This window comes from Prescottella soli, assembly GCF_040024445.1.
Classification (GTDB): domain Bacteria; phylum Actinomycetota; class Actinomycetes; order Mycobacteriales; family Mycobacteriaceae; genus Prescottella; species Prescottella soli.
On record NZ_CP157276.1, the window covers coordinates 123,167 to 148,049 of the forward strand.

A 24,883-nucleotide genomic window follows, 5' to 3' on the forward strand; every position below is an offset into this window, starting at 1 on the left:
ATACTTCGAACGATCTGTGGATGGAACTGGTCGTGATTGTGCCGGAAACTCAAGGTGCAGGTCTGGATTCAGACCTCGATGGGCGGGTACAGGCGCTCCATCGTGTACCGCCGATTACGGCGGACGGAGAGGGCGCTGACGGTGAGGCTCACGAGCAGGATGCCTGTGAGCACGGCGATCGCAATCCAGAGTCGTGAGTCGACGTGCTCACCGACGGTCAGCTGGCGAAGACCGTTCACCGTGTAGGTCATCGGGTCGAACGGATGGATGACCTGGAAGGGCGTCGCGGTCGTCGGTACCGGGTAGATGCCACCCGCCGACACGAGCTGGAGCATGAGGAAGGCCAAGGTGACCACACGGCCGACGGCGACTCCGAACAGCGCGTTGAACGCCTGGATCATCGCGAGGTACGTCGCCGAGATCAACATCAGGAACAAGATCGTGCCGAGGACGTGTTTGACGTCGAGACCGACGCCGAAGTGCACGACCGTGTACATCACGACCACCTGCAGGATGCCGACCAGGAGTGCCGGCCAGTACGACGCGAGCACGGTCCGGTACAGCCCGACGCCACCGACGGTGGGGCGGGACTGCAACGGGGTCAACAACATCCAGGTGATGATGCCACCGACGAAGAGCGCCAACGACAGGAAGAACGGTGCGAAGCCGGTTCCGAAGGTCGGAGCCACGTTCGTGTACTCCTGCTGGAGCGCGACCGGAGTGGACAGCGTCTCGGCCGTCGCGGTGCGCTGATCGTCGGTCCAGCTCGGCACCTGACCCGCGCCCTGCTGCAGGGCCGAGGCCAGTTCCTTCGACCCCGACTGCAACTGAGCGGTTCCGGCCGCGAGCTTGTCCGCGCCGCCGGCCAGCTGGAAACTGCCGTCCGTCAGCTGCCCCATGCCCTGACTGAGCGTCGAGGCCCCGGAGCTGAGTTGGTCGGCACCGTTGCGTAGTTGCCGCACGTCGGACGCGAGTCCGCCGTTCTGCAGCATTGCCAGGCCGCTCTGCAGGGGACTGTTCGGATCGGTCAGCTGGTACTCGAGTGCCTGGGCGTCGGAGTGCAGCGCTTCGAGTTCCCCACGCAGATCCGCCGTTCCCGCGGTCGCAGCAGCCGGGCGGGTGAGTGGTGTGAGCGCCGCGACGGCCTGCTGCACGATCGGATCCGAACTGCGGTTGAGGACGTTGATGACCTGTTCGACGGCCTGCACGGTCTGTGTCGGTGGTTGTTCCGCGTTCGGGACCCGGGTCGCCAGATCGGCGAGCGACTGGCGCAGCTGCGCCACCTGTCCGCCGACGTTCGGCAGTGCGCCCCCCTCGAGCGCACTGAGCAGCGGGTCGGCGACGCCGTCGACCGCCGCCGCCAGCTGGGAGGCACCCGCAGCCAGGGCGTCCGAGCCGTTTCGTGCCGTGACCATGTTGTCGGCGAGGGTGTGGGCACCTGACGCGAGCTGATCGGCGCCGCTGTTGGCCTGGTCGATACCCGTGGCGAGCTGTTCGGCCCCGTCCGCGGCCTTCCCCAGGCCGGACCCGGCGCTCTGCAGGCCGGTGAGGACCTGCCCCACGCCCTGCGCTCCGATGGTCGAATTGACTTGGTTGATCACCTGTTCCGACGCGTCCTGGCCGATGATTGTCGCGAGATAGTTGTTCGCGTCGTTGAAGGTGAAGATGAGATCTGCCTTCTCGGGGTGGTCGCCGTTGGGTGACGAGACCGCGGCGCTGAAGTTCTCGGGAAGGGTGATCGTGTAGTAGTACTTGCCGTCCGAGAGGCCCTTCGCGGCGTCTTCCTGGGACACTTCCGCGAGATCGAGTTGGCCGGACGCGATCAGGGACTTCACGACCTGGTCGCCGGCGTCGAGTTCCTGGCCGTCCGCCGTCTTGCCCGTGTCGTTGTTGACGATCGCGGCCGGGATCTTGTCCACCGCGCCGAACGGATTCCAGAACGCCCAGAGGTACATCGCGCCGTAGAGCAACGGCATGAGGATGATCGTGATGATGGCGATTCGCGGCATCGTGCCACGGAAGTAGCGCTTCGAATCGCTGCCCAGGGAAATTCCTGCAAGCATCGGCTACCTCGCCTCGGTCATGACGCCGATGTCGCCGGCGTTCAGAAGCTGGTGCAGGTCCACGACGGCGCGGACGGAACTCCCCGGTGGGAGAGGATTCACGTCGGCGGTGATCACGGACTGGGTTTGGCCAAGTGCCACAAGCCGTTCCAGAACCATGAGGCGCTCTTCGTCGTCGGCGATCTTGTCGATCCTGCCGACGACGAGCAGGGGAGGTCGTCGCGTGTTCGCGACCGCGATCCGCAACAACAACTGCTGGATCTCGGGGAGGTCGTCGACGAAGGCGTTGAGCGGCGGCAGCGGAACGTCGCCGAACACCTCGCCGCACATGTCCTCGACACCGCTTGTCCCGACGCGCGGGACGAATCGGTACCACGGCGAATCCCACCGCAGTTGTTCGGTGACGAGATCTCGAACGGTGACCGATGGGCGGACCTCGTCCAGTTCGTTGAGGCACGCGATGGTCGAGTTGCGGAACACCGCCATGGGCTTGTCCTCGAACCCGAGGACGGTGAGGGATCCGGCGGTCAGGCGCATCCGTCCGCACAGCGCCATCAACAGGGCCGTACGCGCGGCACCGGCCGGTGCGGCGAGCACCGTCACTCCGCCGATGTCGATGTCGAGATCGAGCGGCCCGAACACGTGGCCCCATGGGCCGTGAAGTTCGATTGCTCTGGCGGACAACAATGTTCCTGAGACCGGTTCCCACGGGGGTTGGTACCCCTCGACCTGTGTTTCGACCAATTCGCACTCCACATTCCCTCGTCGTTGGGTGAACGACGACATGTTCGGCTGCTGTCCTTGTCTCTCACTGTTTCGAAACCGACGTCGGATCGGCCCGCGGGCCGTCAGACCGTCACAGGCTGTTCTTGACGACCTGACCGTTCTTGACGATCACCGACAGGTACTTCTCCGGGTCGGCAAGCACGCTCAGGTCGTCGAGCGGGTTGCCGTCCACGAGCAGCACGTCGGCCCAGGCCCCCTGCGCCACGACCCCGAACGGGGCGTCCCGGTACGGATCGCGTTCACCGGCGAGCCGGAAGAGCTGTGCGTTGCCCGAGGTCAGCATGCGCAGCGCCTCGACATTGCTGTAGAAGTCGCCCAGTCTGGCCGCCATCTCGCTCTGTCGCTTCGCGAATTGCGGCTCGAGCAGCAGATCGGTGCCGAAGGCCACCTTCACCCCGTACTTCTGGGCCCAGCCGTAGATCCGGTCCACGCCGCTGCAGATCTGGCGGTTCTTCTCGGCGCGGTCGGGGTCGGGGTAGTGGTGATCGTCCTCCGCGAAGGGCTGCATCGACAGCCAGACTTCGCGCTCTGCCATCAACTTGACGGTGGCCTCGTCAGACAGGTGGCCGTGCTCGATCGACTTGACTCCGGCCTCGATCGCACGCCGGATGCCGGTCACGTTGTAGACGTGAGTGGCGACGTAGGTGCCGTAGTCGGTTGCGGCGTTGACCCCTGCTCGCAGTTCGGCGTCCGTGAACTGCACTGTGTACAGCGGGTCGTACGTCGACGCGGCTCCGCCGCCGACCATCATCTTGATCTGCGAGGCGCCCTTCTTGAGCTGCTCGCGCACCGCGGCCAGGACGCGCTCCTCGCCGTCGGCGATACGCATGAAACCGATTGTTTCCGAGCGATTCTCGGCTCCTCCGAGAGCGGACGGAGTGTCGTAGACGTTGCCGAAGTCGCCGTGACCGCTGGTCTGCGAGATCGCGGCCTGACACGGGTAGATGCGGGGCCCCGGGAACTGTCCGCGGTCGATGGCTGACTTGATGCTCGCGGTGTCGCCGGCCATGTCGCGAACGGCGGTGAACCCTCGCATCAGCATGTTCTTGGCCTCGGCGACGCCGTTGAGGGTGATGTGTCCCTCGGTGCCCATCAAGAGGTCGATGTAGGAATTGGCGTTCCCCACCAGGTGGACATGGGCATCGCTCATGCCGGGCATCAACACCCGCCCGCCACCGTCGATGACGACAGTGTCCCTGCCGGGCTCGTCCCCGACGGGGGACGTCGACACGGCGGCGATCGTGTGGCCGTCGATCAGTACGTCCCCGTTGCTGAGTTCCGCCGATACGCCGTCGAACACCCGGACGTTGCGAAACAGTAAACGCTTCTTGCTTTCCGGAAGAGTCGTCATACCTCGCAAAGCTAACAGCGAGCCCTCCGGGGTGATCGCCGGCGGAGCAGAAATAACCCCCTATATCACCCGTTCCCGAGGTGGCGGGAAGGGCCACCGGCGCGGACGCGAGTGCGCGGAAAGTGTGATTGTCACGCAAAGGATTCCGGGCGCGAAACGGCCGATCCCGCTGCCGTTCGACATCGCGTCGCGGCAGCGGGATCGGCCGTGGACCTGGGTCAGATGGACTCGACGGGCTCCTTCGACGAACTCCGCGGTGCACCGAGGAAGATGACGGAGGCTCCGAAGAAGAACAGGGCCCCCACGAAGGTGCCGGAGTTGGCGAGGGATGCGTCCTCGACGCTTCCCGACTGCGTGATGAACGCGCCTACAGCGGAGAGGCCGAAGGCGAGCGAACCCAGGGCGTTGAACCAGCCGCTCTGCCAGTCGAGCGAGCGCGGAGCCCAGTACTGCTTTGCGCGGACGAGCATGAGTATCGCCAGATAACTGCTGATCAGGAACGCAATCGAACCCTCCGCGTTCGGTGTCCACACCAGATGCTTCTCGCCGGCGATGGTGTGGGCGTGCAATGCGGCCCCGGTGCTGACGTTGAACAGCACGGTGCCCAGGAACTGGGTGGCCGCAGCGAGCCATTCCGCGCGGATCGCGGGCTTGCCGGTGTCTGTATCCGTCGTCGTGGCCGCGCCGCTGAGTATCAGCTGGATGAACGCCGCGTAGGTGAAGAACCACGAGCCGACGAAGAAGGCCGTGTTGGCGGTGGCCGTTCCGAGGGCCGGTGCGAGGACCGGCGCGGAACCGAGTGCGAAGAGTAGCGAGCCGATCGTGAATCCCCACGATTGCATCCGCAGAGTCGGGTGAATCAGCATGTGCGGCAGTATAGGTCGTGTTCTGTGGTGATGTGAGGAATCGGACCAAAGGGCTGCCGGTGGGTTGATCGAATCGGCTTGTTGTGCAGGGGAAGACGGGTGTGATTCGACGACCGCGCTTACGTCCGTTGGGATTACGTTCACCGAAATGTTTCGTTGCGCTCGACGCGATGTCGGCCGCCGAACGGGTGCTCGCCGCCCCGTTCGGGTGCCGATCGACTCGGTGCGACGTACCGTTGACGCATGAGCGACTCGAACGTCACGGCGGTCGATCGAGGACCGCGCAGAATTGCCCGCCGGGTCACCGTCGACGCACCCGCCTCGGCGGTCTTCGACCTGATCGCAGACCCGCGGCGCCACCACGAGCTCGACGGGTCCGGGACGGTGCAGGGCACGGTGTCGGGCCCGGACCGTCTCGACACGGGCGCCACGTTCACCGTCTCGATGAAGATGTACGGCGCGCCGTACCGGATCAAGAGCCGGGTGGTCGACTTCGAGGACGGACATGTTGTCGAATGGAAACACCCCCTCGGGCATCACTGGCGGTGGGAGTTCGAGGAGACCACTCCCGGGCACACCGAGGTGACCGAGGTGTTCGACTATTCGATGGTCAGGTTCCCGCAGTGGGTGCAGCTGATGGGCTTCCGCGCGAAGAACGAGCAGGGCATCACCTCGACCCTCGAGCACCTCCGCGCGCGATACGCCGCCGCGTGACTCACACGGGCGTGAAGTAGGCCTCGCCGACCGCGAACATCCCCCGCTGCGGCAGCCAGAACCCACCGAGCCGCGCCTGCTCGGTGAGGGCGCCCGGTGGTCCGAGGTCGACGCCGTCGACTGTCGCCCGGCTGCGCTGCACGACCCACACCCGGCGCGGATTGGCCCGGAACGACTGCCCGTTCGGGGTCTTCCCCGTCAAGCCGACCCGGCCCGCCCCGAGCAGCGGACCGGCAACCCGGGACATCAGCGCCAGCACGCGGTCGTTGCGCCACAGCGCGGCGGGCAGGAGCGATCCGGCAGCGGTCATCGCGCGGGAGGCGAGGGAGCGCGTCAGCGTCACCGACCAGTCGATCGTGTCGGCCACGGACACGCGGAAGTCGTCCGGTCCGGTCCAGGTGACGGTGATCTCCGCGGTTCGCGATTCGGTCAGGGCCTGCCCGAAGTAGCGCGGACAACCGGACTGTGTCGCGCCGCTGGTGTACATGACCCACCGGCCGGCCGGATTCCGGTGCCAGACCGAGTCGTATCCGGGACCGATCGAGCTCGCCGGGAAGTGCCGGAAGGCGAGGCAGTGGCCGCTGGCGAATGGCAGGCCCATCACCCCGTATCCGGCGAACCGTTCGAGATCGTCGCCGGGTGGGAGGGCTGGCGGTCGTTCGGCAATGGTCCGCGGGCTCGTGGACATGGTCGCTCCCGATAGTCGGCGGGCAGCCGACCGACGTCCGCGTCCGCGCCCGCACATACTGTCCCGTCAGCGTAGGCACAGAACGGTCCCTGGCGGTAGGCCGTGATCCGGCCGAATCACACCGCGGTGGCGAGGGCCGCGGCGGCGGTGAAGAACAGGGTCGCGAAGACGCGGCTGGTGACCTGCTGTTGACGCGGCGAGCGCAGTACCCGGAGCACCCGTGCCGCGAGACCGGTGTATCCGGTCATCACGACGGTGTCGACGGCGACCATCGTGGCCGCCATGAGTGCGTACTGCGGTAGGAGCGGTGCCGCCGGGTTCAGGAACTGCGGCAATACCGCCAGCATGAAGACGATCGCCTTCGGGTTGCTCGAGTTGATCAGGAATGCCCGCAGCACCAACGCCGCGGCGGTGGCCCGGCTGTCGTCCGGTTCGGCCTCGATCGGAGTGGGCGCCGAGCGCCACTGCCGCACGCCGAGATACGCGAGGTACGCGACGCCGAACCACTTCACGATCAGGAACGCCGTCGTGGAGCCGGCCAGCAGAGCTCCGACGCCGGCCGCGACGATCACGATCTGCAGCAGTAGCGCGAGCTGGAGGCCGAGGATGTTCCAGTAGCCGCGCAGGAAGCCGTGCCGCAGGCCAGTCGACATCGACGCGATCGCGCCGGCTCCCGGTGACAAACTGATCACCCAGCTGGCGCCGAAGAACGCCAACCAGATCTGCCACGACACGGGCGCAGAGTCTATGCCCGCCCGTGCCGGTGGACCGCGGTGGGGCGCCTACGAGCCGCCCGCCGATCCGTTCGAGGAGCCGGAGGCGAGGCAACTTGCCGGCGGATCGACGAGCGAGCAGAACGCCGGGGGAATCACTGGCCGGTAGTCCGCCGGTACCCCGCCGTCCGCGATGGTGGTCCGGTACGTCGCGACGGCGTCCGTGGCACGACGGGTCAGCGTCGAATCGGTGAGTGCATCGACCGTGTACAACCCGAATCGGGGACGGTACGTGCCCCATTCGTAGTTGTCGGTGATCGACCAGTAGTTGTAGCCGATCACGTCGGCGCCGTCCTCCCGGGCGCGCTCGATCCAGTAGACGTGATCGCGCAGGTGGTCGGAGCGGGTATATCCGTCGGGGCGGGGTTTGCCGTCGTCGGTGGGCATGCCGTTCTCCACGACGTACAGCGGCATGCCGGGCAGCTTCCGGTGGTACGCCATGAGCGCGTGGTAGATCCCGTCCGGTTGCGGCACCACGTCGTAGAAGCGGTCGGTGGCCGCGGCGATCGCCGACGTGTTGTCGAGTGAGACGCCGTAGTAGTAGTCGATTCCGAGGAAATCCAGCTTGTCGGTCACCCGGTCGACGAACGACCTGTCGAGCGTCCCGAAGACCGCCGGGATGAACGCGAGATTGCTGCCGACCCGTGCCGTCGGATCGAGTTGGTGGATCCGGTCGTAGATCGCGCGGTGGGCCCGCACCAGCCCGTCGAACATCTTCGGCGCGTCACCCAGCGAGATCCCGCCGAAGGTCATTTCCTTCTGTGCGTACGCCGTCGGCTCGTTGAAGGTGATCCAGATCGCGCCGGCGTCCTTGTAGCGGTCGACGACCTTCTCCGCGTTCACCAGCCAGTCGTCGGGCGTCCGGGGGTCGGCCCACCCGCCACGGTCCGCGATCCAGCCCGGATACACCCAGTGGTCGAGAGTGATCATCGGCGTCATCCCGTGACTGCGGATGCGCCGGACCACGTCGTCGTAATAGGCGAACTCGGCCTCGTCCCACGTCCCCGGGCTCGGCTGCACCCGGGCCCACTCGATGCCGAAGCGGAACACGTCGACCCCCATCGCGGCGGCGTTGTCGATGTCCTCGCCGTACCGGTGCCGGAAGTCCACCGAATCACCGACCTTGTCGTGCGTCTTGCCCGACGCCGAGTACCGCGCCCAGTTGCTGTCCGGGGACGACCCCTCGGACTGGAAGCCGGACGTGGCGACGCCCCACAGGAAGTCGTCGCCGAGCGGTCCGGCGTGGGCGACGGGTGCGGCGAGGAGCGTCGCGGCCAGGGCGACGATCGCGGAGCGCAGAACGGTCTTCACGCTTGCTCCTTCAGAAGACGGCGCCGACGTCGGCGGTCACGAGGGTGTCCATGCTGTGTTCGGCGAGCGCCGCGATCGTCATCGACGGATTGCACGCGCCCGTCGAGCCGGGAATGCGTGCGCCGTCGAGGACATACAGGCCCCGGTGCCCGTGGACGCGCCCGGCGTCGTCGCACACCGAACCGAACGGGGCACCGCCGAGCGGATGGAACGTGTTGGTGTCGAACGCATTCACATCGACGGCGAGTACCCCGAACCCGGCGCCGACGATCTGCTCGATCCGGGCTCGGATCGCGTCGGTCAGTCCCTTGTCGTACGCCTGGTTCCAGGTGAGGACGGCGTCGTCGCGGTTCGGGTCGTGGTTCCACACGCCGAGACCCGGCACCACGCCGTAGCCGATGACCGACGTCGTGTGCACGTCGACGGGGAAGGGCACCGGGCCCGTGACGATCGTCAGCGCACCAGCCGGGTTGTCCCAGTCCTTGACGCCGACACACGCGGGCCCGCCCTGCCACGCGCCGGGGCTGCCGTCGGCGCGGGTGACCATGAAGATGCGGTCGCCGTTGTTGCCCCAGCCGGTGCCGACGGCGTCGGGTAGGTCGGGGACGAGGTTCTTCGCCCGTGCCTTCACCAGCAGCCGTGTCGTGCCGGGGGAGCCGGCGGCGAGGAACAGGGCGTCGGTCACCACCCGCTTGCGCTCGAGCACGGTGCCGTCCGTGCCGATGCGGTCGCAGTGCACGATCCACGTCCCGTCGCGGCCGAGTTCGACGTCGTTCACCCGGTGCAGCGGCGCCACCTCGACCCGCCCGGTGGCCTGGGCCTCGGCGAGATACGTGACATCGAGCGAGTGCTTGCCGCCGTTGTTGACGCCGTAGATGACGTCGCCGTTGGTGTACGACGGGCGCATCTCGCCGCGCAGTTCCCGGCGCGCGAACTCCCAGTCGATCGGCATCGGTACCCGGAACGTGTCGAGGCCCTGCGCCCTGGCCGCCTCCAGGAACTGGCGAGACGACAGGTACTGCGGACTCGCGAGGACGTCGTCCGGGATCGTCGCGATGCGCAGCATGCGTGCCACCCGCGGGTAGTAGACCTCGTCCATCAGTTGGTAATCGATGGATGACGAGACGCAGTCGGCGAAGTTCGCGGCGTTCGGCTGCATCGTCATGCCGTGGTAGACCAACGAGCCGCCGCCGACTCCGGCGCCGCACAGGACGTCCATGCCGTTACCCGGGATTCGTTCCATGATCCCGGTGAACGGCGCGAACACCGCCGGGGGAGCGCCGGTCATCACCGGGTGCGGCTGCAGCCACGCCGACCGCTGGTCGGGCGCGAACATGTGGGGGAAGGTCTCCGCGTCGGGGCCGGTGGGCCACCAGATGCCGCGCTCCAGGATCAGCGTGTCGACGCCGGCGCGCGCGAGGTGCAGCGCGGCGATCGAGCCGCCGAACCCGCTGCCGACGACGACGGCGCGGCGCCGCTCCTCGGTCACCGCCGGGCCCTGCGGCGGCGCGGCGGCAGCAGGGTGCGTGGCGGCCGCGGCGATCGTGGCTGCGGCGGTCCCGCCGAGGCCGCCGAGGAACATGCGTCGCGTCACTCCGTGTCGGGTGGGCACGGCCGGATCGGGGTGTGTGGTCACTGCGGCTCCCTGCGTTCGCGTCCGACGAGGTCTCGCCGGTCGGGACTCTATGGTGGACACGTGTCCAGTGTGGTGTCTTTCGGGTAAATCGCAGTTCAGGCACACCGTTCACCGCGGTGGGGGATCCGTTCGACGCGCGTGTGGGGCCGGAACGAAAGAACTTGCAGCGATCACGGATAATCGGTGTAAACCCCGTTCTCCAGAGAGGACCCTTCATGCTTGCCCGCACCGACCTTCGAGGTCGTACCCCTTCCACCGCTGAGCTCCGGGGCGCGCTGCCTCGTGGCGGAGTGGACGTGGACGCGGTGCTGCATCAGGTCCGTCCCGTCGTCGAGGACATCCGGGCCCGCGGCGCCGAGGCCGCCCTCGAGTACGGCGAGAAGTTCGACGGCGTCCGTCCCACGACGGTCCGCGTCCCGCAGGCCGAGCTCGGCCGCGCGCTCGCCGAGCTCGACGCCGACGTCCGCGCCGCACTCGAGGTCGCGATCGAGCGGACCCGCAAGGTGCACGCCGATCAGCGCCGCACCGACACCGTCACCGAGGTCGTCCCCGGCGGCACCGTCACCGAGCGGTGGGTGCCGGTCGAGCGCGTCGGCCTGTACGTGCCGGGCGGCAACGCCGTGTACCCGTCGTCCGTCGTGATGAACGTCGTCCCCGCGCAGGCCGCCGGCGTCGAGTCGCTCGTCGTCGTCTCCCCGCCGCAGGCCGCGTTCGGTGGCCTGCCGCACCCGACGATCCTCGCCGCGGCCGCGCTGCTCGGCGTCGAGGAGGTGTGGGCCGTGGGTGGCGCCCAGGCCGTCGCCCTGCTCACCTACGGCGGCACCGACACCGACGGCGCCGAGCTCGCCCCCGTCGACCTCATCACCGGGCCCGGCAACATCTACGTCACTGCCGCCAAGCGCCTGTGCCGCGGGCTCGTCGGCATCGACGCCGAGGCCGGCCCGACCGAGATCGCGATCCTCGCCGACCACACCGCCGACCCGGTGCACGTGGCCGCCGACATGATCAGCCAGGCCGAGCACGACGTCATGGCCGCGAGTGTCCTGGTCACCACGTCGACCGAACTGGCCGACGCCGTCGACAAGGCGCTCGCCGCGCAGCTCGAGCTCACCAAGCACCGTGAGCGCGTCGAGACTGCGCTGAGCGGCAGCCAGTCCGGCACCGTCCTCGTCGACGACGTCGCGGCCGGCCTCAAGGTCGTCAACGCCTACGCCGCCGAGCACCTCGAGATCCAGACCGAGAACGCGTCCGCCGTGGCCGCGCAGGTGCGGTCCGCCGGTGCCATCTTCGTGGGCCCGTGGGCGCCGGTGAGCCTCGGCGACTACTGCGCCGGGTCCAACCACGTGCTGCCCACCGCCGGGTGCGCGCGGCACTCGTCGGGCCTGAGTGTGCAGACGTTCCTGCGCGGCATCCACGTGGTCGACTACTCCGAGGCGGCCCTGAAGGACGTTGCCGGGCACGTCATCACGCTCGCCAACGCCGAGGACCTGCCGGCGCACGGCGAGGCCGTCCGTCTGCGCTTCGAGGCACTCAAGTGAGCGCGGGGTCCGTCCCCGGATCCGCCGTCGGCATCGACGATCTGCCCATCCGGGAGAACCTGCGCGGCCAGTCGCCCTACGGTGCACCGCAGTTGACGGTGCCCGTGCAGCTCAACACCAACGAGAACCCGCACCCGCCGTCGAAGGCGCTCGTCGACGACGTCGCCGAGGCCGTGCGTGCCGCGGCGGCGGACCTGCACCGCTACCCGGACCGGGACGCGGTCGCGCTGCGCACCGACCTGGCCGAGTACATGTCCCGGCAGACCGGTGTCGCGCTCGACGTCTCGAATCTGTGGGCGGCCAACGGATCCAACGAGGTCCTGCAGCAGTTGCTGCAGGCGTTCGGCGGTCCGGGGCGTACGGCCGTCGGTTTCGTGCCGTCGTACTCGATGCACCCGCTGCTGGTGACCGGCACGCAGACCGAGTGGCTTCCGGCGCCGCGACGGGAGGACTTCTCGCTCGACGCCGACACCGCCGTGCGCGTGATCGAGGAGCGCCGTCCCGACGTCGTGTTCGTCACGAGCCCGAACAACCCGACCGGGCACAGCATCGGGCTCGAGGACCTGAAGCAGATCCTGGCGGCCGCGCCGGGCATCGTGATCGTGGACGAGGCGTACGCCGAGTTCTCGTCGGTGCCGAGCGCGGTGAGCCTGATCGACGAGTTCCCGACCAAGCTGGTCGTGAGCCGGACGATGAGCAAGGCGTTCGCGTTCGCCGGTGGCCGGCTCGGCTACCTGGTCGCGGCGCCGGCGTTCATCGACGCAATGCTGTTGGTGCGCTTGCCCTATCACCTGTCGGTCGTCACGCAGGCCGCGGCGCGCGCCGCGCTGCGCCACGCCGACGAGACGCTCGGCAGTGTCGCCGAGCTGGCGTCCGAGCGTGACCGCGTGAGCGCCGAGCTGACCGCGATGGGGTACACCGTGGTTCCCAGCGACGCCAACTTCATCCTGTTCGGGCTGTTCGAGGACGCCGCCCGCACGTGGCAGCGCTACCTCGACGAGGGTGTCCTGATCCGCGACGTCGGCATCCCCGGGCACCTGCGTGCCACGATCGGCCTGGTGGCCGAGAACGACGAGCTGCTGCGGGTCAGCAGGAAACTTGCCTCCACCGAATTGAAGGGTTGAAGGACTGCGATGAGTGATCGGATCGCACGGGTGGAGCGGACCACCAAGGAATCGAGCATCGTCGTCGAGCTCAATCTCGACGGCACCGGGAACGTATCTGTGTCGACAGGAATCCCGTTCTTCGACCACATGCTCACCGCGCTCGGCGCCCACGCCAGCTTCGACCTGACCGTCGAGGCGAAGGGCGACATCGAGATCGACGCGCACCACACCGTCGAGGACACCGCGATCGTGCTCGGTCAGGCGCTCGGCCAGGCGCTCGGCGACAAGCGCGGCATCCGGCGCTTCGGCGACTCGTTCATCCCGATGGACGAGACCCTCGCCCACGCCTCCGTCGACGTCTCCGGTCGTCCCTACTGTGTGCACACCGGCGAGCCGGAGCACCTGCTGCACAGCGTGATCGGCGGCTACCCGGGGGTGCCGTACCCGACGGTGCTCAACCGTCACGTGTTCGAGTCGATCGCGCTCAACGCGCGGATCGCGCTGCACGTGCGCGTGCTGTACGGGCGCGATCAGCACCACATCACCGAGGCCGAGTTCAAGGCTGTCGCTCGCGCGCTGCGCGAGGCCGTCGAACCGGACCCCCGGGTGACGGGCGTGCCGTCGACCAAGGGTGCGCTGTAGGGCATGGATACCGTCTTCATCTACATCCTGTTCCTGGGTGCCGGCTTCGCCATCGGCGGCGCGTACTCGCTGTGGAAGATCAACAAGCTGGCCTCGGGTGTGCTCGTGGCACTCGCGATCCTCGCGGCGGCGTCGGGCATCCTGCGGCTGATCTGATGCGTGAACTCCTGCGAGCCCGCGGGATCCTGGTTGCTCTCCTCATGGGCGCCACCACGTTCGGTGGGTGGTCGCTGCTGCTGCCGGTCGTCCCGCTGGCCATCGCCGACGGCGGCGGGTCAGCCGCGGCGGCCGGCGGGTCGACGGCGGTGTTCATGGCGACGACGGTCGCGACCCAGTTGAAGGTGCCGGCGCTGCTGCGCCGCCACGGCTACCGGGTCGTGCTCGCGATCGGTTGCCTGCTGCTCGGGCTCCCGGCACTCGGATTCCTGTGGAGCACGGCAACCGCTCCCGCGCTGATCATCTCCGCGATCCGGGGCATCGGATTCGGTCTGGTCACCGTCGCCGGCATCGGGCTGCTGGCCGAGTTGGCGCCGCCGAACCTGCTCGGCCGCGTCACCGGCGCGAACGGTGTGGCGATCGCGGCAGCCCAGATGATCGTCCTACCGCTCGGGCTGGCGCTGTACCAATCCGGCCACCACGCCGTCGTGTTCGTGCTGGGTACCGCGGTCCCGTTGGTGTCGCTGCTGACGATCACCCGCCTGCCGGTGGTCCCGAAGCCCGGTCTGCCGGCGGGGCGCAAGGGCCTGCCGGTGAGCGTGCTGGTGGTTCCGTGCCTGGCGATGTTCGTGGTCGCCGCGGCCTACGGCGGCATGTCCTCGCTGCTGCCGATCGCGTCGGAGAACCGTGCCGCGATCGCGGGACTCGCTCTGTCGGCGTCCGCCGGCGCGATGCTCGTCGGCCGCTACGGCGCCGGCGTGATCGCCGACCGAATCGGCGCCGGGCGGACCATGGTGCCGGCCCTCCTCCTCGCCGCGGTCGGAATGGGCCTGCTGGCGCTGGCGGTTGTCGGCGTCGGCGGCGCTGATGTCGCGCTGATCGCCGGCGCACTGTTGTTCGGCGCGGGTTTCGGTGCGGTGCAGAACGAGGCGCTGCTCACGCTGCTCGCCTCGGCCGGACGCGACCGGGTGGGGGCGGCGAGCGCCGCCTGGAACATCGCGTACGACGGCGGTACCGGCGTCGGGTCCCTCGCGCTCGGAGTGGTCGCGGGACTCTCGGGCTACCCGACGGTGTTCGCACTGGCATCGGTACTCGCGCTCGCAGTCGTGCCGGTTGCATTGCGAGGTAGCGTCCCCTCTCCGTGAAGCACTGACCCGATGCGTGGTCGAGTCGGCGGTGGATCATCGAGAGCCCCCGAGAACATCGAGGGAGTCCTGCTCGGACATCTGCCGCTCGAGTCTGGGCTCGTCGGCATCGTGGGTGTTGCGGCGGATGAGTGGATTGCGGAGGTGTTCGGTGCGGTCCAACGCCTCGCTGTTCGGTGCGAGCTCGCGGCGCTCGAGCAACTTCGCGTCATCAAGTACCTGCCAGGGCCATTGCTTGTGTCAGGGTGCCGCGAGCGTTGTCAGTTCCCATCTTTGTCAGACACGCCCTGAGTCTCGATGGCACGAGTCCGAAGCGGATCGAATATCAGAACCTCCGAAGTTTCGGGGACAGTGTCAGGCCGCTGTCCCATGGGGAATCACCCAAAGGGTCCGAATCTGCACCGTTCATCCGCGGCGTCGTTCGGGAACAGTGCCGCGTGGGCCGTCACCAGTGTGAGCGCGAGCGTGAAGTCGGCAGGCGCGTCCTCCGTGAGCCACTCGTACGCGGCGACGTCGGTCTGGACGAGATCCGGCGACTGGCTGACGACGTAAGGCGGTCGTCGGGCCGTTAGGGGGCCTGCGACCGACCTCGATGGATCGACAGCGGCTCAGTCGGGGACGCCTCCGCCCATTCAGCGTATCGATTCGAGCGAGCCGCTGACCGCGAATCATGAGTCGTCAGACAGCCTGCAGTAACGGCGAATCTGCACGCTCGGCGGGCTGGCGGGCGAGGGTGCATTGCGCGCGAGAGGCGTCCCCGCGGCGCCCCACCGACACCCAGCGTGACCATTCCCCTCAAGGGTGTAGACCGGGCTCGAACGGGTACTCGATATCGTGCCGGACCTCGCCGGCAGGTAGTGAGGAGCGCTGACAGTGAACGACAAGGACGCGACGCCAAGCGAAGAACCCCAATCCGCGCGTGGCGCGCCCGGGTCCCGTGACACAGGCTCGGACGAACCGGGAGGCGGCGAGACCGACAGGCCGTCTGGTTCGTTCGACGACGAGATCGTCACCTCGAGCGGTGAGCCCGGGTGGACTCGGCCCGATACTCGGAGGCCAAGCCCGGACGCGGCCGAGGTACCCCGTACGAGGGACGCGCCAACACAGCACAGTCTGTCGAGGAACAAGAAGCCAAGGCTGGAAAGTCGGTGCGAGGAGCAAACTCTGGCGGCACGAGCGCCCCCGGCCGAGGAATCCAAGCCCACAGAAACCGACGAAGGGACAGGGCCGGCGCACCAGTCTGGCGTACGGGTGAGGATCACCCTCGCGAGGCAGATTGAGTGACCGGTCCGACGCCCGACATCCGTCCCACGACATGATCGGGAGCTGCCATGATCCTCATCGGCCTCATCATTATGGTCGCCGCCATCGTCATCGGAGTCGCGGGAGTGCTCGCCAACGCGGGTGCCGAACACGCGTTGACCGGCGATTTCACAGTGTTCGGCTACCACGTCACCGGATCCACAGGAGCGCTGTTCCTCTACGGAATCGTCGTCGGCGCGGTCGGCGTCGTCGGACTCAGCCTCCTACTCACGGGGGCTCGACGGACATCGCGACGGGGACGCGCCGCGCGAAACGAGCTCGAGCGATCACGCCGCAACGAGGCCGCTTTGGCCCAACAGCGCGACGCCCTCGCAGACGCAGGGACACAAACAAGCACGGTCCGGCATGCCGACACCACCACCGGCAGTGCTCGGAGCTGGAAACACCCCTTCGGAAGACAGCAGGGACCTCCGTCCACTCCCCGACCGGCACATTGAGGCAAAACAGGGCTCCGTTGATCCATCAGGTCATGCAATTCACCTCGGTGCCATGCCGCATCCAGCATCGCCGGGCGCATCGGGCCTCTTCTCTTCCAACAACCGAAAGCAGGTGGTCGTCATGATCATTCTAGGAATCGTGCTCGCCGTCGTGGGTGCGATCGTCAGCGTTCCCATCCTCTTGTACGTCGGGGTGGCGTTGATCGTCGTCGGTGTAGTGCTCGAGATCATGGGAATGACGGGCCACCCGGTGGCTGGTCGACGCCACTACTACTGACCCCGTAGGCAGGGTTGCGCCTGGGAACGACATGACTTCCTCCGTTGTGGCGGGCCGGCTTCGACCCCGCGGGAGTATGTATGGCGATCTCCGATATCAGGGAGTATGCGCACCTGACCGGGGAAGACGTCGAGGCGCTCAGCGATGCACTGAACCGGATTCGCTGCGATGTCGTCACGTCCCTCGGTGGGCGAGACGCGGCCTACATTCGCCGCGTCATTGCCTGCCAGAGAGTGCTCGATGCCGCGGCACGGTTGGTCATCTACGGCAGTCGGAGCGCAACCGGGTGGATACTCGGAACGGCGGCCCTTGCGGTGGCCAAGAGTGTGGAGAACATGGAACTCGGGCACAACATCTCCCACGGGCAATGGGACTGGATGAACGATCCGGAAATCCACTCCCGCAACTGGGAATGGGACATGGCAGGCCTTTCGTCGCAGTGGCGCTACTCCCACAACTATCGCCACCACGTGTTCAGCAACGTCGTCGGGATGGACGAGGACCTCGGCTACGGTGTCCTCCGCGTCACCCGCGACCAACCGTGGAAGCCCCACCATCTGCTGCAACCGCTGCGGAATCTGTTGCTGGCTGCCACGTTCGAATGGGGCATCGCTCTGCACGGCTTGCATTCAGAACATGCCCGCACCAACACCGACGGCGAGAAGTCCGCCCACACCCGGGCACTGATCGGCAAGATCGTCCGCCAGGCCGGCAAGGACTACCTGTTCTTTCCCGCCCTCAGCGGGCGTCGCTGGCGGCGAACCTTGAAAGCGAATTTGGCCGCGAATCTGCTGAGGAACGTGTGGGCCTACGTGGTGATCTTCTGCGGGCACTTCCCTGACGGCGCCGAGAAATTCACCGCAACCGAACTCGAGAACGAAAGCCAGGCGGAATGGTATCTGCGGCAGATGCTCGGCGCGGCGAACTTTCGTGCCGGACCGGTGCTGGCGTTCCTCAGCGGCAACCTCTGCTACCAGATCGAGCATCACCTGTTTCCCGACCTCCCCAGCAATCGCTACGCGCAGATCGCCCCTCAGGTGCGCGCACTGTGTGACAGCTACGACCTGCCGTACACCACCGGTTCCCTTGCCCGGCAGTATCTTCTGACCCTGCGCACCATCCACAAACTCGCGTTTCCCGACCGATTCCTGGCCGCGACCCCCGACGACGCCCCGGAGACAGCCTCGGAACTGAAATTCCTCCGCACCCCCTTGCGTGAGCATGACAGAACGGGTCCAGCGTCCCGATACGGGCTTCGGACCGCGCTGCAGGCACTGGCCGCTTCCCGCCGTACCCGCTGACATCACGGGCAAACCTGGCAGAGCCGCTCCGACGCCGCGAACGCGGAGGCGTGCATCACGACCGCAGAATCAGCGGGCGATAATCGTGAGAGCAAGAGTAGCGATGAACAGCTCAGAAGAGGCCGTGCGTGCTGTATCGAAGACAACGGCGGGCTGCGTGGTTCCCTCCGAAGACGACAGCCTGGTCGATCGAAAGTGGCCCGTCGGGGAGGTTGGGGCGAGGTGCGGGAGAGGGGCATCGATAGAGTTTCCCCATGACCGCACGCAAGGTTGCCCTTCTCGATTACGGCTCCGGAAATCTGCACTCGGCCCAGCGCGCCCTCGCCCGCACCGGTGCGCAGATCGAGGTGACCGCGGACCCGCAGGTCGCGCTCGCCGCGGACGGCCTCGTGGTTCCCGGCGTCGGCGCCTACGCCGCGTGCATGGAGGGCCTGCTGAAGGTCAAGGGTGATCGGATCATCGGCCAGCGACTCGCGGGCGGCCGCCCGGTCCTCGGTATCTGTGTCGGCATGCAGATCCTTTTCGAGCGTGGCGTCGAGTTCGGCGTCGAGGCCGAGGGGTGCGGCGAGTGGCCCGGCACCGTCGAGCGCCTCGAGGCCGACGTCCTGCCGCACATGGGCTGGAACACCGTCGAGGCGCCCGAGGGCAGCGTCCTGTTCGCCGGCATGGACCCGGACACCCGCTTCTACTTCGTGCACTCCTACGGCGTGCGCAGGTGGGAGCTGCCCCCATCGGATCTCATCGCGCCGCCCAAGCTGACGTGGGCCGAGCACGGCGACCGCTTCCTCGCGGCCGTCGAGAACGGTCCGCTCTCCGCCACCCAGTTCCACCCCGAGAAGTCCGGTGACGCCGGCGCCCAACTGCTGGAGAACTGGGTCCGCAGCCTGTGATCGGCGGCCCCGGCGACCGGGCGGGCAGGGACCTGTCGATCGCGGGGCTCGCGCTCGCGACGATGGGGACTGCCGCCGCGGTTCTCGTCGTGGTCGCGGCGCTGATCGTGATCCTGGAACCGGGGCCGGTCGTGGGGCTCGTGATCGCCCTCGTCGGCATCGTCGTCGCCATCGCAGCGATGGGTGCGGTTTCGAAACGCATGACCAGGCGCGCGTACGGCGACCAGGGACGTCGACACGACGAGCCCGGTGACGACCCGGGGCCCGGTCGTGGGCGATGACCCACTAGGATCGGCGCAGTGAGCCTGGTCCTTTTGCCTGCTGTAGATGTCGCCAACGGTGAAGCTGTTCGCCTCGTTCAGGGAGAGGCGGGGAGCGAGACCAGTTACGGTGCGCCCCGCGAAGCCGCCCTCGCGTGGCAGAACGACGGTGCCGAGTGGGTGCATCTGGTCGACCTCGACGCCGCGTTCGGGCGTGGATCCAACCGTGACCTGCTGGCCGCGGTCGTCGGCGAGCTCGACGTGAAGGTCGAGCTGTCCGGTGGCATCCGCGACGACGAGTCCCTCGAGGCCGCCCTCGCTACGGGCTGCGCCCGCGTCAACCTCGGCACGGCCGCCGTCGAGAACCCCGACTGGTGCGCGCGAGCCATCGCCAAGCACGGCGAGCGCATCGCCGTCGGCCTCGACGTCAAGCTGATCGACGGCGACTACCGCCTGCGTGGCCGCGGCTGGGTGTCCGACGGTGGCGACCTGTGGGAGGTCCTCGAGCGCCTCAACCGTGACGGCTGCTCGCGCTACGTCGTCACCGACGTCAGCAAGGACGGCACCCTCACCGGACCGAACCTCGAGCTGCTCAGCGCGGTGTGCGCAGCCACCGACGCGCCGGTCGTCGCGTCGGGTGGTGTCTCGACGATCGCCGACCTCGAGGCCATCGCCGGTCTCGTCGGCGAGGGCGTCGAGGGCTCGATCGTCGGAAAGGCGCTCTACGCCGGACGATTCACGCTTCCCGAGGCCCTGGCCGCGGTCTCGCGCTAGGAACGACGCGATGAGCCTGCCCCGGGACCCGCTCGAGCTGCTCGCGATGGCGAGCGACGTCCTCGACGGTGCCCGGGACCGGTTCGTCGCCGGGCTCGGTGCCCCCAGCGCGGTTCGCAAGGGCCCCAGGGACTTCGCGACCGCCGTCGACCTCGAACTCGAAAAGTCGATATCCGCGGAGCTCGAGCGCCGCACCGGGATCGAGGTGCACGGCGAGGAATTCGGTGGGCCCGAGTTGTCCGTCGGAGACGTGTGGATCCTCGACCCCATCGACGGCACGTTCAACTACTCGGCCGGCCTGCCCACCGCGGGCATGCTGCTGGCGCTGCTGCGCGGGGGCGTCCCGGTACTGGGGCTGACGTGGCTGCCGCTGACGGACGAACGATTCGCCGCGGCCGAGGGCGGTCCGCTGTTCCGCAACGGCGTCGCGCTGCCTCAGCTCCAGCCGAGCGCGCTGTCCGACGCCATGATCGGGTTCGGTGCGTTCAACATCGACAGCCGTGGCCGGATCCCGGGGGCGTACCGCTTCGAGCTGCTCGGTCAGCTCAGCCGGGTGTCGTCGCGGATCCGGATGCACGGATCGACCGGCGCCGACCTGGCCTACACCGCCGCGGGCATCCTGGACGGTGCGGTGGTGTTCGGCCACCACGTGTGGGACAACGCCGCCGGTGTAGCGCTCGTGCGGGCGGCCGGCGGCGTCGCCACGGACCTGCGTGGCGACGACTGGCACGTCGGCTCCCGGTCGGTGCTCGCCGCGGCGCCCGGCGTGCACGCTGAACTGCTCGACATTCTCCACTCTCTGGGTAATCCGGAGGAGCGGCCTGAAGGAGGGCCACGACAATGACATTGGCTGTTCGGGTGATCCCGTGTCTCGACGTCGACGCGGGTCGCGTCGTCAAGGGCGTCAACTTCGAGAACCTGCGTGACGCAGGCGATCCCGTCGAGCTCGCGGCGACCTACGACGCGCAGGGCGCGGACGAACTGACGTTCCTCGACGTCACCGCCTCGAGCGGTGACCGCGGCACGATGCTCGACGTCGTCACCCGCACCGCCGAGCAGGTCTTCATCCCGCTCACCGTCGGCGGCGGTGTGCGCACCGTCGCGGACGTCGACCGCCTGCTGCGCGCCGGCGCCGACAAGGTCAGCGTCAACACCGCCGCGATCGCCCGCCCCGAGGTGCTGCGGGAGATGTCGGAGCGGTTCGGTTCGCAGTGCATCGTGCTGTCGGTCGACGCCCGCACCGTCCCGGAGGGGCAGGAGCCGACGCCGTCCGGGTGGGAGGTCACCACGCACGGCGGCAAGCGCGGTACCGGCATCGACGCGGTCGAGTGGGCGATCCGCGGCGCAGAGTTGGGGGTGGGGGAGATCCTGCTCAACTCGATGGACGCCGACGGCACCAAGGCGGGCTTCGACCTGAAGATGATCCGGGCCGTCCGCGCAGCGGTGCACGTGCCGGTGATCGCCAGCGGCGGCGCCGGAGCGGTCGAACACTTCGCGCCCGCCGTCGAGGCCGGCGCCGACGCCGTCCTCGCCGCCAGTGTCTTCCACTTCGGGGACATGACGATCGGGGACGTCAAGGCGTCCATGCGTGCAGAAGGGATCACCGTCCGATGAGCCTCGACCCGGCGATCGCCGCCCGCCTCAAGCGCAACGAGGCCGGCCTGTTCAGCGCGGTGGCGCAGGAGAAGTCCACCGGCGACGTGCTGATGGTCGCGTGGATGGACGACGAGGCCCTCGCGCGCACCCTCGAGACCCGCAAGGGCACCTACTACTCGCGCTCGCGGCAGCAGTACTGGGTCAAGGGCGAGACGTCCGGCCACACCCAGTACGTGCACGAGGTGCGCCTGGACTGCGACGGCGACAGCGTCCTGCTGATCGTCGACCAGGAAGGCGCCGCGTGCCACACCGGCACCCACACCTGCTTCGACACCGACGTCCTGCTTGCCGCCGAGTCTGGGTAGAGTCCTCCGGCAGCAGTTGTTCGGCTGGAGTGGACACACCCCGGCACCCTGACTGATCTGAATGGCTGCGCCGCGTCGGGTGGGCCGACGTCACGTGCCGCGCCGTGATGGTCTCTCGCCCGCCGCGCAGACGCTACTTCTGTTTGCGCAGACGCTACTTCTCTTGTTCGGCGCGCTGACGCGCTTCGTGGGCGGCAGCCTTGCCGCGTGCCTTCTCCGCGGCGGCTTCCTTGCCCGCGGCCTCGCGCTGGGACTTGGCCTTGTCCTGCTGGGCCTTTCCCTCGCGGACCATATCGTCCTGACCGGAGACTGCACCTGCCGCCTCCTTGACCTTTCCCTTCACGTCCTCGACGACTCCCTTGACGCCTTCTGCGGGACCCGACTTCTTCTTGTCCGACATGATCATCAATTCCCTTCATGCAGAGGAGATCTGTTCTCAGAGGGCTACCCGTGACGTTTCCGGGCAAACATCGAATAGTAGTCGGCATGGCTCGTGGGCCGAGATGTTCGGCTCGCGCGGCATTCTCGGGCCGTTCGATGCCGAAGCGCGGCAAGAACGCTGTGCGATCCGACCAGTAGCCATGCGACGCAAATGATTCCGTCTTCTCGTAATTCGCTGTCAATCCGAACCGTTGGTCACCTTGTCCAGGAGTTGGCGGGCCACCACACGCAATTTGACATTCGACTCTTGCGACTTGCCGACCAGTCGGTCGAAAGCTTCCTGCGACGAGATGCTGTGCAGGGCCATGACGACGCCGATCGCGTGGTCGATGTCGGCTCGGGAGGTCAGCGCTTGCTGGAGGTTGCGAATGGAACGGACCGCCCGACGGTGGCGTTCGGCCTGCAGCAATGCGGTCACCGCGGCCGTGGTGAATACCTCGAGCAGCGATTCGTCCAGCGACCTGAAACCTTGGGGATCGCTGCTGTACAAGTTGAACGAACCCTGCGTCTCATCCGACAGGGAGAGCGGAAATGCGATGAAGCTCTTGACACCGACTCGTGCGGCGGGTTCCTCCAGTTCCGGCCACAATGCACGCACTTCGTCTACGTCCGCCACCACGCTCCGACCCTCGCGAGCAGCTACGAGGCCGGGACCGCGGTTGCCGGCATACTGCGCGGCGTCGACTTCCCTCACGTTGGGATGGTTTGCGGCAACGGTTTCAGGGGCCGTTCCCTCATTCAGGAGTGTCACGCCTGCCAGGTCGGCGTCGGGAACGATTCGAACAGCGGTCTCAACGAGATGCTGGAGAACCACGGTGAGTTCGTCGTATTCGTCCAGGACGTCGGACAACTGTTGCAACGCCTCGTTGAGATCGTCGAAGCGTTCGCCCAGTTCATCGTAGGAGTCGTCCGGGTAGCCCATCAGTGCACTCGCTCGTTGTCGTGCTCCGTTGGTTCGGACATCCCTCCGACGATCTCGGAGCCGACAGCCGATTCGACGGTCGGGTGACACGAGAAACGCCGGCGTGTCTCGGTAGCGGCGAGGGCGTGCTCGACGCCCCGCGTCGCGATGACGAGTTTGAAGTCGAAACCACGGCAGGAGGCGAGCTCCTTCGCCTCGATGAGTGCCGATGTGGCCTCGATGCTGACGAAGTCGACGCGCGACAGGTCGAGGACGATGGGGCTTCCCGCTGGGAGGCCGTCCGCGGAGGCTGCGTCGACCAAGTCGAGGTACGCATGGCGGAAACCGTCGGCCGTACTCATGTCAAGACTGGTAGCGAGCTCGATGACCAACGCGGCAGCTGGAAGCGGCGTCGGAGACCGCTCGTCAGTAGTGTGGCCGTCGGTCAGAATCAGGGTGTTTGCTGAAATAGAGAGATCAGGCACGCCATGCCTCCATCTCATCCGAACGCGTCCCTGGCGTTTCGGTTCGCCGGACCGGCGACGGAAGCCATGAGAGTCGTTTCCTGTGTGGCGACAGGCTGCTTGCTCAACCTTCTACGTTTCTAACACTGACTTGACCCTATGTACAGGTAGCGCGGCGCCGCCGCGGGGTTTCCGGTGACGGTTCGCGGGTCTTCCGAACCGACGCGTGGTTTCAGCGAGCCGTGCGGGATGACCTCGGCAGGCTCGTGAACGGAAGGGGGCGGTCCGGTGGCCGAGTGCGAGATTCACCTCTCTGCCCGTTCTCGGAGCTTCGTGAGGGTGTCCGACAGGATGCGCGAGACGTGCATCTGCGAGACTCCGATCCGATCGGCGATCTGCGATTGCGTCTGGTTGCCGAAGAAGCGAAGAAGCAGAACGGTCCGTTCCCGTGCGGGCAGTTCTTCCAGGAGTACCCGAATTACCTCGTGGTCCTCGACGTCGGCCAGCGCGCTGTCGGTGTCGCCCAACACTTCGGCGAGCGTCAGGGTGGTCTCAGTTCCGCTCATGCCCGCGTCCACCGAGATTGCCTGATAGCCGTTTGCCGCTTGAAGACCCTGCGCGACATCTTCGTCGCTGACACCCAACTCGGCAGCCATCTCGCGAGTGGTCGGGGAACGCCCCAGCCGCTGAGCCAGAGTCGAACTCACCCGGTTGAGATCCAGGTGCAATTCTTTCAAGTGTCTCGGAACGCGAACCACCCAACCTGCGTCCCGGAAATGTCGGCGTACCTCGCCCATGATCGTCGGTACCGCGAAAGCGAGGAAATCGGATCCGCGGTCCACATCGAACCGATCCACCGCGTTGACGAGACCCAAGCTGGCGACCTGAACCAGATCGTCGAACGGTTCTCCCCGTTTGTCGAAGTGGCGCGCGATGTGTTCGGCCAGTGGCAGGCACCGGGTGATGATGTCCCGGCGCAGTTCCTGACGCGCCGGATCGTCCGGGTCCATCGACTTCAGGGATATGAATATCGGCTTCACATCGCTGTATTCGTCGGGGCGATCGGCTGTGCGGCTCAC

Annotated in this window: 27 protein-coding genes; 15 read left to right on the forward strand and 12 right to left on the reverse strand. The window is 67.4% G+C overall.

The window, feature by feature from the left end; translation table 11 throughout:
* Window positions 1–68: 68 nt before the first annotated feature.
* The 4 genes from ABI214_RS00665 to ABI214_RS00680 all read right to left on the reverse strand — a co-directional run bounded on the left by ABI214_RS00665 (window position 69) and on the right by ABI214_RS00680 (window position 5,066).
* Window positions 69–2,063, reverse strand: a complete 1,995-nt coding sequence (locus tag ABI214_RS00665; protein WP_348605294.1) for a YhgE/Pip domain-containing protein — start codon at window positions 2,061–2,063, stop codon at window positions 69–71.
* Between the two features lie 3 nt (window positions 2,064–2,066).
* Entirely contained in the window at window positions 2,067–2,747 is a 681-nt protein-coding gene (locus ABI214_RS00670; RefSeq protein WP_348605295.1) for a hypothetical protein, read from the reverse strand.
* 172 nt (window positions 2,748–2,919) lie between these two features.
* Window positions 2,920–4,200: a metal-dependent hydrolase family protein gene (locus tag ABI214_RS00675; protein WP_348605296.1), complete on the reverse strand. Its 1,281-nt coding sequence runs from the start codon at window positions 4,198–4,200 to the stop codon at window positions 2,920–2,922.
* Between the two features lie 218 nt (window positions 4,201–4,418).
* On the reverse strand, window positions 4,419–5,066 hold the full coding sequence (locus tag ABI214_RS00680; RefSeq protein WP_348605297.1) for a hypothetical protein: 648 nt from the start codon (window positions 5,064–5,066) through the stop codon (window positions 4,419–4,421).
* Between the two features lie 243 nt (window positions 5,067–5,309).
* Between ABI214_RS00680 and ABI214_RS00685 the strand changes: the two genes are divergently transcribed.
* Window positions 5,310–5,780 carry an SRPBCC family protein gene (locus ABI214_RS00685; RefSeq protein WP_348605298.1) on the forward strand — a complete coding sequence of 157 codons (471 nt, stop codon included), beginning with the start codon at window positions 5,310–5,312 and terminating at the stop codon, window positions 5,778–5,780.
* A gap of 1 nt (window position 5,781) precedes the next feature.
* On the opposite strand, the gene ABI214_RS00690 is transcribed toward ABI214_RS00685, so the two are convergent.
* The 4 genes from ABI214_RS00690 to ABI214_RS00705 all read right to left on the reverse strand — a co-directional run bounded on the left by ABI214_RS00690 (window position 5,782) and on the right by ABI214_RS00705 (window position 10,134).
* Window positions 5,782–6,468, reverse strand: coding sequence for a hypothetical protein (locus ABI214_RS00690; protein ID WP_348605299.1), 687 nt, complete (start codon window positions 6,466–6,468; stop codon window positions 5,782–5,784).
* Between the two features lie 116 nt (window positions 6,469–6,584).
* Window positions 6,585–7,202, reverse strand: a complete 618-nt coding sequence (locus tag ABI214_RS00695) for a LysE family transporter (protein ID WP_348605301.1) — start codon at window positions 7,200–7,202, stop codon at window positions 6,585–6,587.
* Window positions 7,203–7,250: 48 nt separating this feature from the next.
* Window positions 7,251–8,552 carry a glycoside hydrolase family 1 protein gene (locus ABI214_RS00700; RefSeq protein WP_408587439.1) on the reverse strand — a complete coding sequence of 434 codons (1,302 nt, stop codon included), beginning with the start codon at window positions 8,550–8,552 and terminating at the stop codon, window positions 7,251–7,253.
* A gap of 10 nt (window positions 8,553–8,562) precedes the next feature.
* Window positions 8,563–10,134, reverse strand: a complete 1,572-nt coding sequence (locus ABI214_RS00705; RefSeq protein ID WP_348612061.1) for a GMC oxidoreductase — start codon at window positions 10,132–10,134, stop codon at window positions 8,563–8,565.
* Between the two features lie 269 nt (window positions 10,135–10,403).
* On the opposite strand from ABI214_RS00705, the gene hisD reads away from it, so the two are divergent.
* From hisD to hisI, 14 genes are all read left to right on the forward strand, one after another.
* Complete coding sequence (gene hisD / locus ABI214_RS00710) at window positions 10,404–11,726, forward strand: histidinol dehydrogenase (protein ID WP_348605303.1); 1,323 nt, start codon at window positions 10,404–10,406, stop codon at window positions 11,724–11,726.
* Window positions 11,723–12,850, forward strand: a complete 1,128-nt coding sequence (locus ABI214_RS00715; protein ID WP_348605304.1) for a histidinol-phosphate transaminase — start codon at window positions 11,723–11,725, stop codon at window positions 12,848–12,850. The genes hisD and ABI214_RS00715 overlap by 4 nt, the downstream gene beginning before the upstream one ends.
* A 9-nt stretch (window positions 12,851–12,859) precedes the next feature.
* A complete protein-coding gene (hisB, locus tag ABI214_RS00720) occupies window positions 12,860–13,474 on the forward strand; it encodes an imidazoleglycerol-phosphate dehydratase HisB (RefSeq protein ID WP_348605305.1) in 615 nt (204 codons plus the stop codon).
* Between the two features lie 3 nt (window positions 13,475–13,477).
* Window positions 13,478–13,630: a hypothetical protein gene (locus tag ABI214_RS00725; RefSeq protein ID WP_280759348.1), complete on the forward strand. Its 153-nt coding sequence runs from the start codon at window positions 13,478–13,480 to the stop codon at window positions 13,628–13,630.
* Window positions 13,630–14,775, forward strand: a complete 1,146-nt coding sequence (locus ABI214_RS00730; protein WP_348605306.1) for an MFS transporter — start codon at window positions 13,630–13,632, stop codon at window positions 14,773–14,775. Before ABI214_RS00725 ends, ABI214_RS00730 begins: the two co-directional genes overlap by 1 nt.
* A 1,331-nt stretch (window positions 14,776–16,106) precedes the next feature.
* Entirely contained in the window at window positions 16,107–16,535 is a 429-nt protein-coding gene (locus tag ABI214_RS00735; protein ID WP_348605307.1) for a hypothetical protein, read from the forward strand.
* 121 nt (window positions 16,536–16,656) lie between these two features.
* Window positions 16,657–16,812 carry a DUF6131 family protein gene (locus ABI214_RS00740; protein ID WP_348605308.1) on the forward strand — a complete coding sequence of 52 codons (156 nt, stop codon included), beginning with the start codon at window positions 16,657–16,659 and terminating at the stop codon, window positions 16,810–16,812.
* An 80-nt stretch (window positions 16,813–16,892) separates the two neighbouring features.
* Window positions 16,893–18,113: a fatty acid desaturase family protein gene (locus ABI214_RS00745; RefSeq protein WP_348605309.1), complete on the forward strand. Its 1,221-nt coding sequence runs from the start codon at window positions 16,893–16,895 to the stop codon at window positions 18,111–18,113.
* A 254-nt stretch (window positions 18,114–18,367) separates the two neighbouring features.
* Window positions 18,368–19,003, forward strand: coding sequence for an imidazole glycerol phosphate synthase subunit HisH (hisH, locus tag ABI214_RS00750; protein WP_348605310.1), 636 nt, complete (start codon window positions 18,368–18,370; stop codon window positions 19,001–19,003).
* A 62-nt stretch (window positions 19,004–19,065) separates the two neighbouring features.
* On the forward strand, window positions 19,066–19,284 hold the full coding sequence (locus tag ABI214_RS00755; protein WP_408587482.1) for a hypothetical protein: 219 nt from the start codon (window positions 19,066–19,068) through the stop codon (window positions 19,282–19,284).
* A gap of 18 nt (window positions 19,285–19,302) precedes the next feature.
* Window positions 19,303–20,037 carry a bifunctional 1-(5-phosphoribosyl)-5-((5-phosphoribosylamino)methylideneamino)imidazole-4-carboxamide isomerase/phosphoribosylanthranilate isomerase PriA gene (gene priA / locus ABI214_RS00760; protein WP_280759355.1) on the forward strand — a complete coding sequence of 245 codons (735 nt, stop codon included), beginning with the start codon at window positions 19,303–19,305 and terminating at the stop codon, window positions 20,035–20,037.
* 10 nt (window positions 20,038–20,047) lie between these two features.
* On the forward strand, window positions 20,048–20,881 hold the full coding sequence (locus ABI214_RS00765) for an inositol monophosphatase family protein (protein WP_348605311.1): 834 nt from the start codon (window positions 20,048–20,050) through the stop codon (window positions 20,879–20,881).
* Window positions 20,878–21,651 (forward strand): imidazole glycerol phosphate synthase subunit HisF, encoded by a 774-nt coding sequence (gene hisF, locus ABI214_RS00770; protein ID WP_348605312.1) that lies wholly within the window; start codon window positions 20,878–20,880, stop codon window positions 21,649–21,651. Before ABI214_RS00765 ends, hisF begins: the two co-directional genes overlap by 4 nt.
* On the forward strand, window positions 21,648–21,998 hold the full coding sequence (gene hisI / locus ABI214_RS00775) for a phosphoribosyl-AMP cyclohydrolase (protein ID WP_348605314.1): 351 nt from the start codon (window positions 21,648–21,650) through the stop codon (window positions 21,996–21,998). The genes hisF and hisI overlap by 4 nt, the downstream gene beginning before the upstream one ends.
* A 154-nt stretch (window positions 21,999–22,152) precedes the next feature.
* On the opposite strand, the gene mbp1 is transcribed toward hisI, so the two are convergent.
* The 4 genes from mbp1 to ABI214_RS00795 all read right to left on the reverse strand — a co-directional run bounded on the left by mbp1 (window position 22,153) and on the right by ABI214_RS00795 (window position 24,883).
* Entirely contained in the window at window positions 22,153–22,398 is a 246-nt protein-coding gene (mbp1, locus tag ABI214_RS00780; RefSeq protein WP_348605315.1) for a microaggregate-binding protein 1, read from the reverse strand.
* Window positions 22,399–22,617: 219 nt separating this feature from the next.
* Entirely contained in the window at window positions 22,618–23,361 is a 744-nt protein-coding gene (locus tag ABI214_RS00785; RefSeq protein WP_348605316.1) for a GAF and ANTAR domain-containing protein, read from the reverse strand.
* Window positions 23,361–23,825 (reverse strand): STAS domain-containing protein, encoded by a 465-nt coding sequence (locus ABI214_RS00790; protein ID WP_348605317.1) that lies wholly within the window; start codon window positions 23,823–23,825, stop codon window positions 23,361–23,363. The genes ABI214_RS00785 and ABI214_RS00790 overlap by 1 nt, the downstream gene beginning before the upstream one ends.
* A 284-nt stretch (window positions 23,826–24,109) precedes the next feature.
* Window positions 24,110–24,883, reverse strand: a complete 774-nt coding sequence (locus ABI214_RS00795; protein ID WP_348605318.1) for a SigB/SigF/SigG family RNA polymerase sigma factor — start codon at window positions 24,881–24,883, stop codon at window positions 24,110–24,112.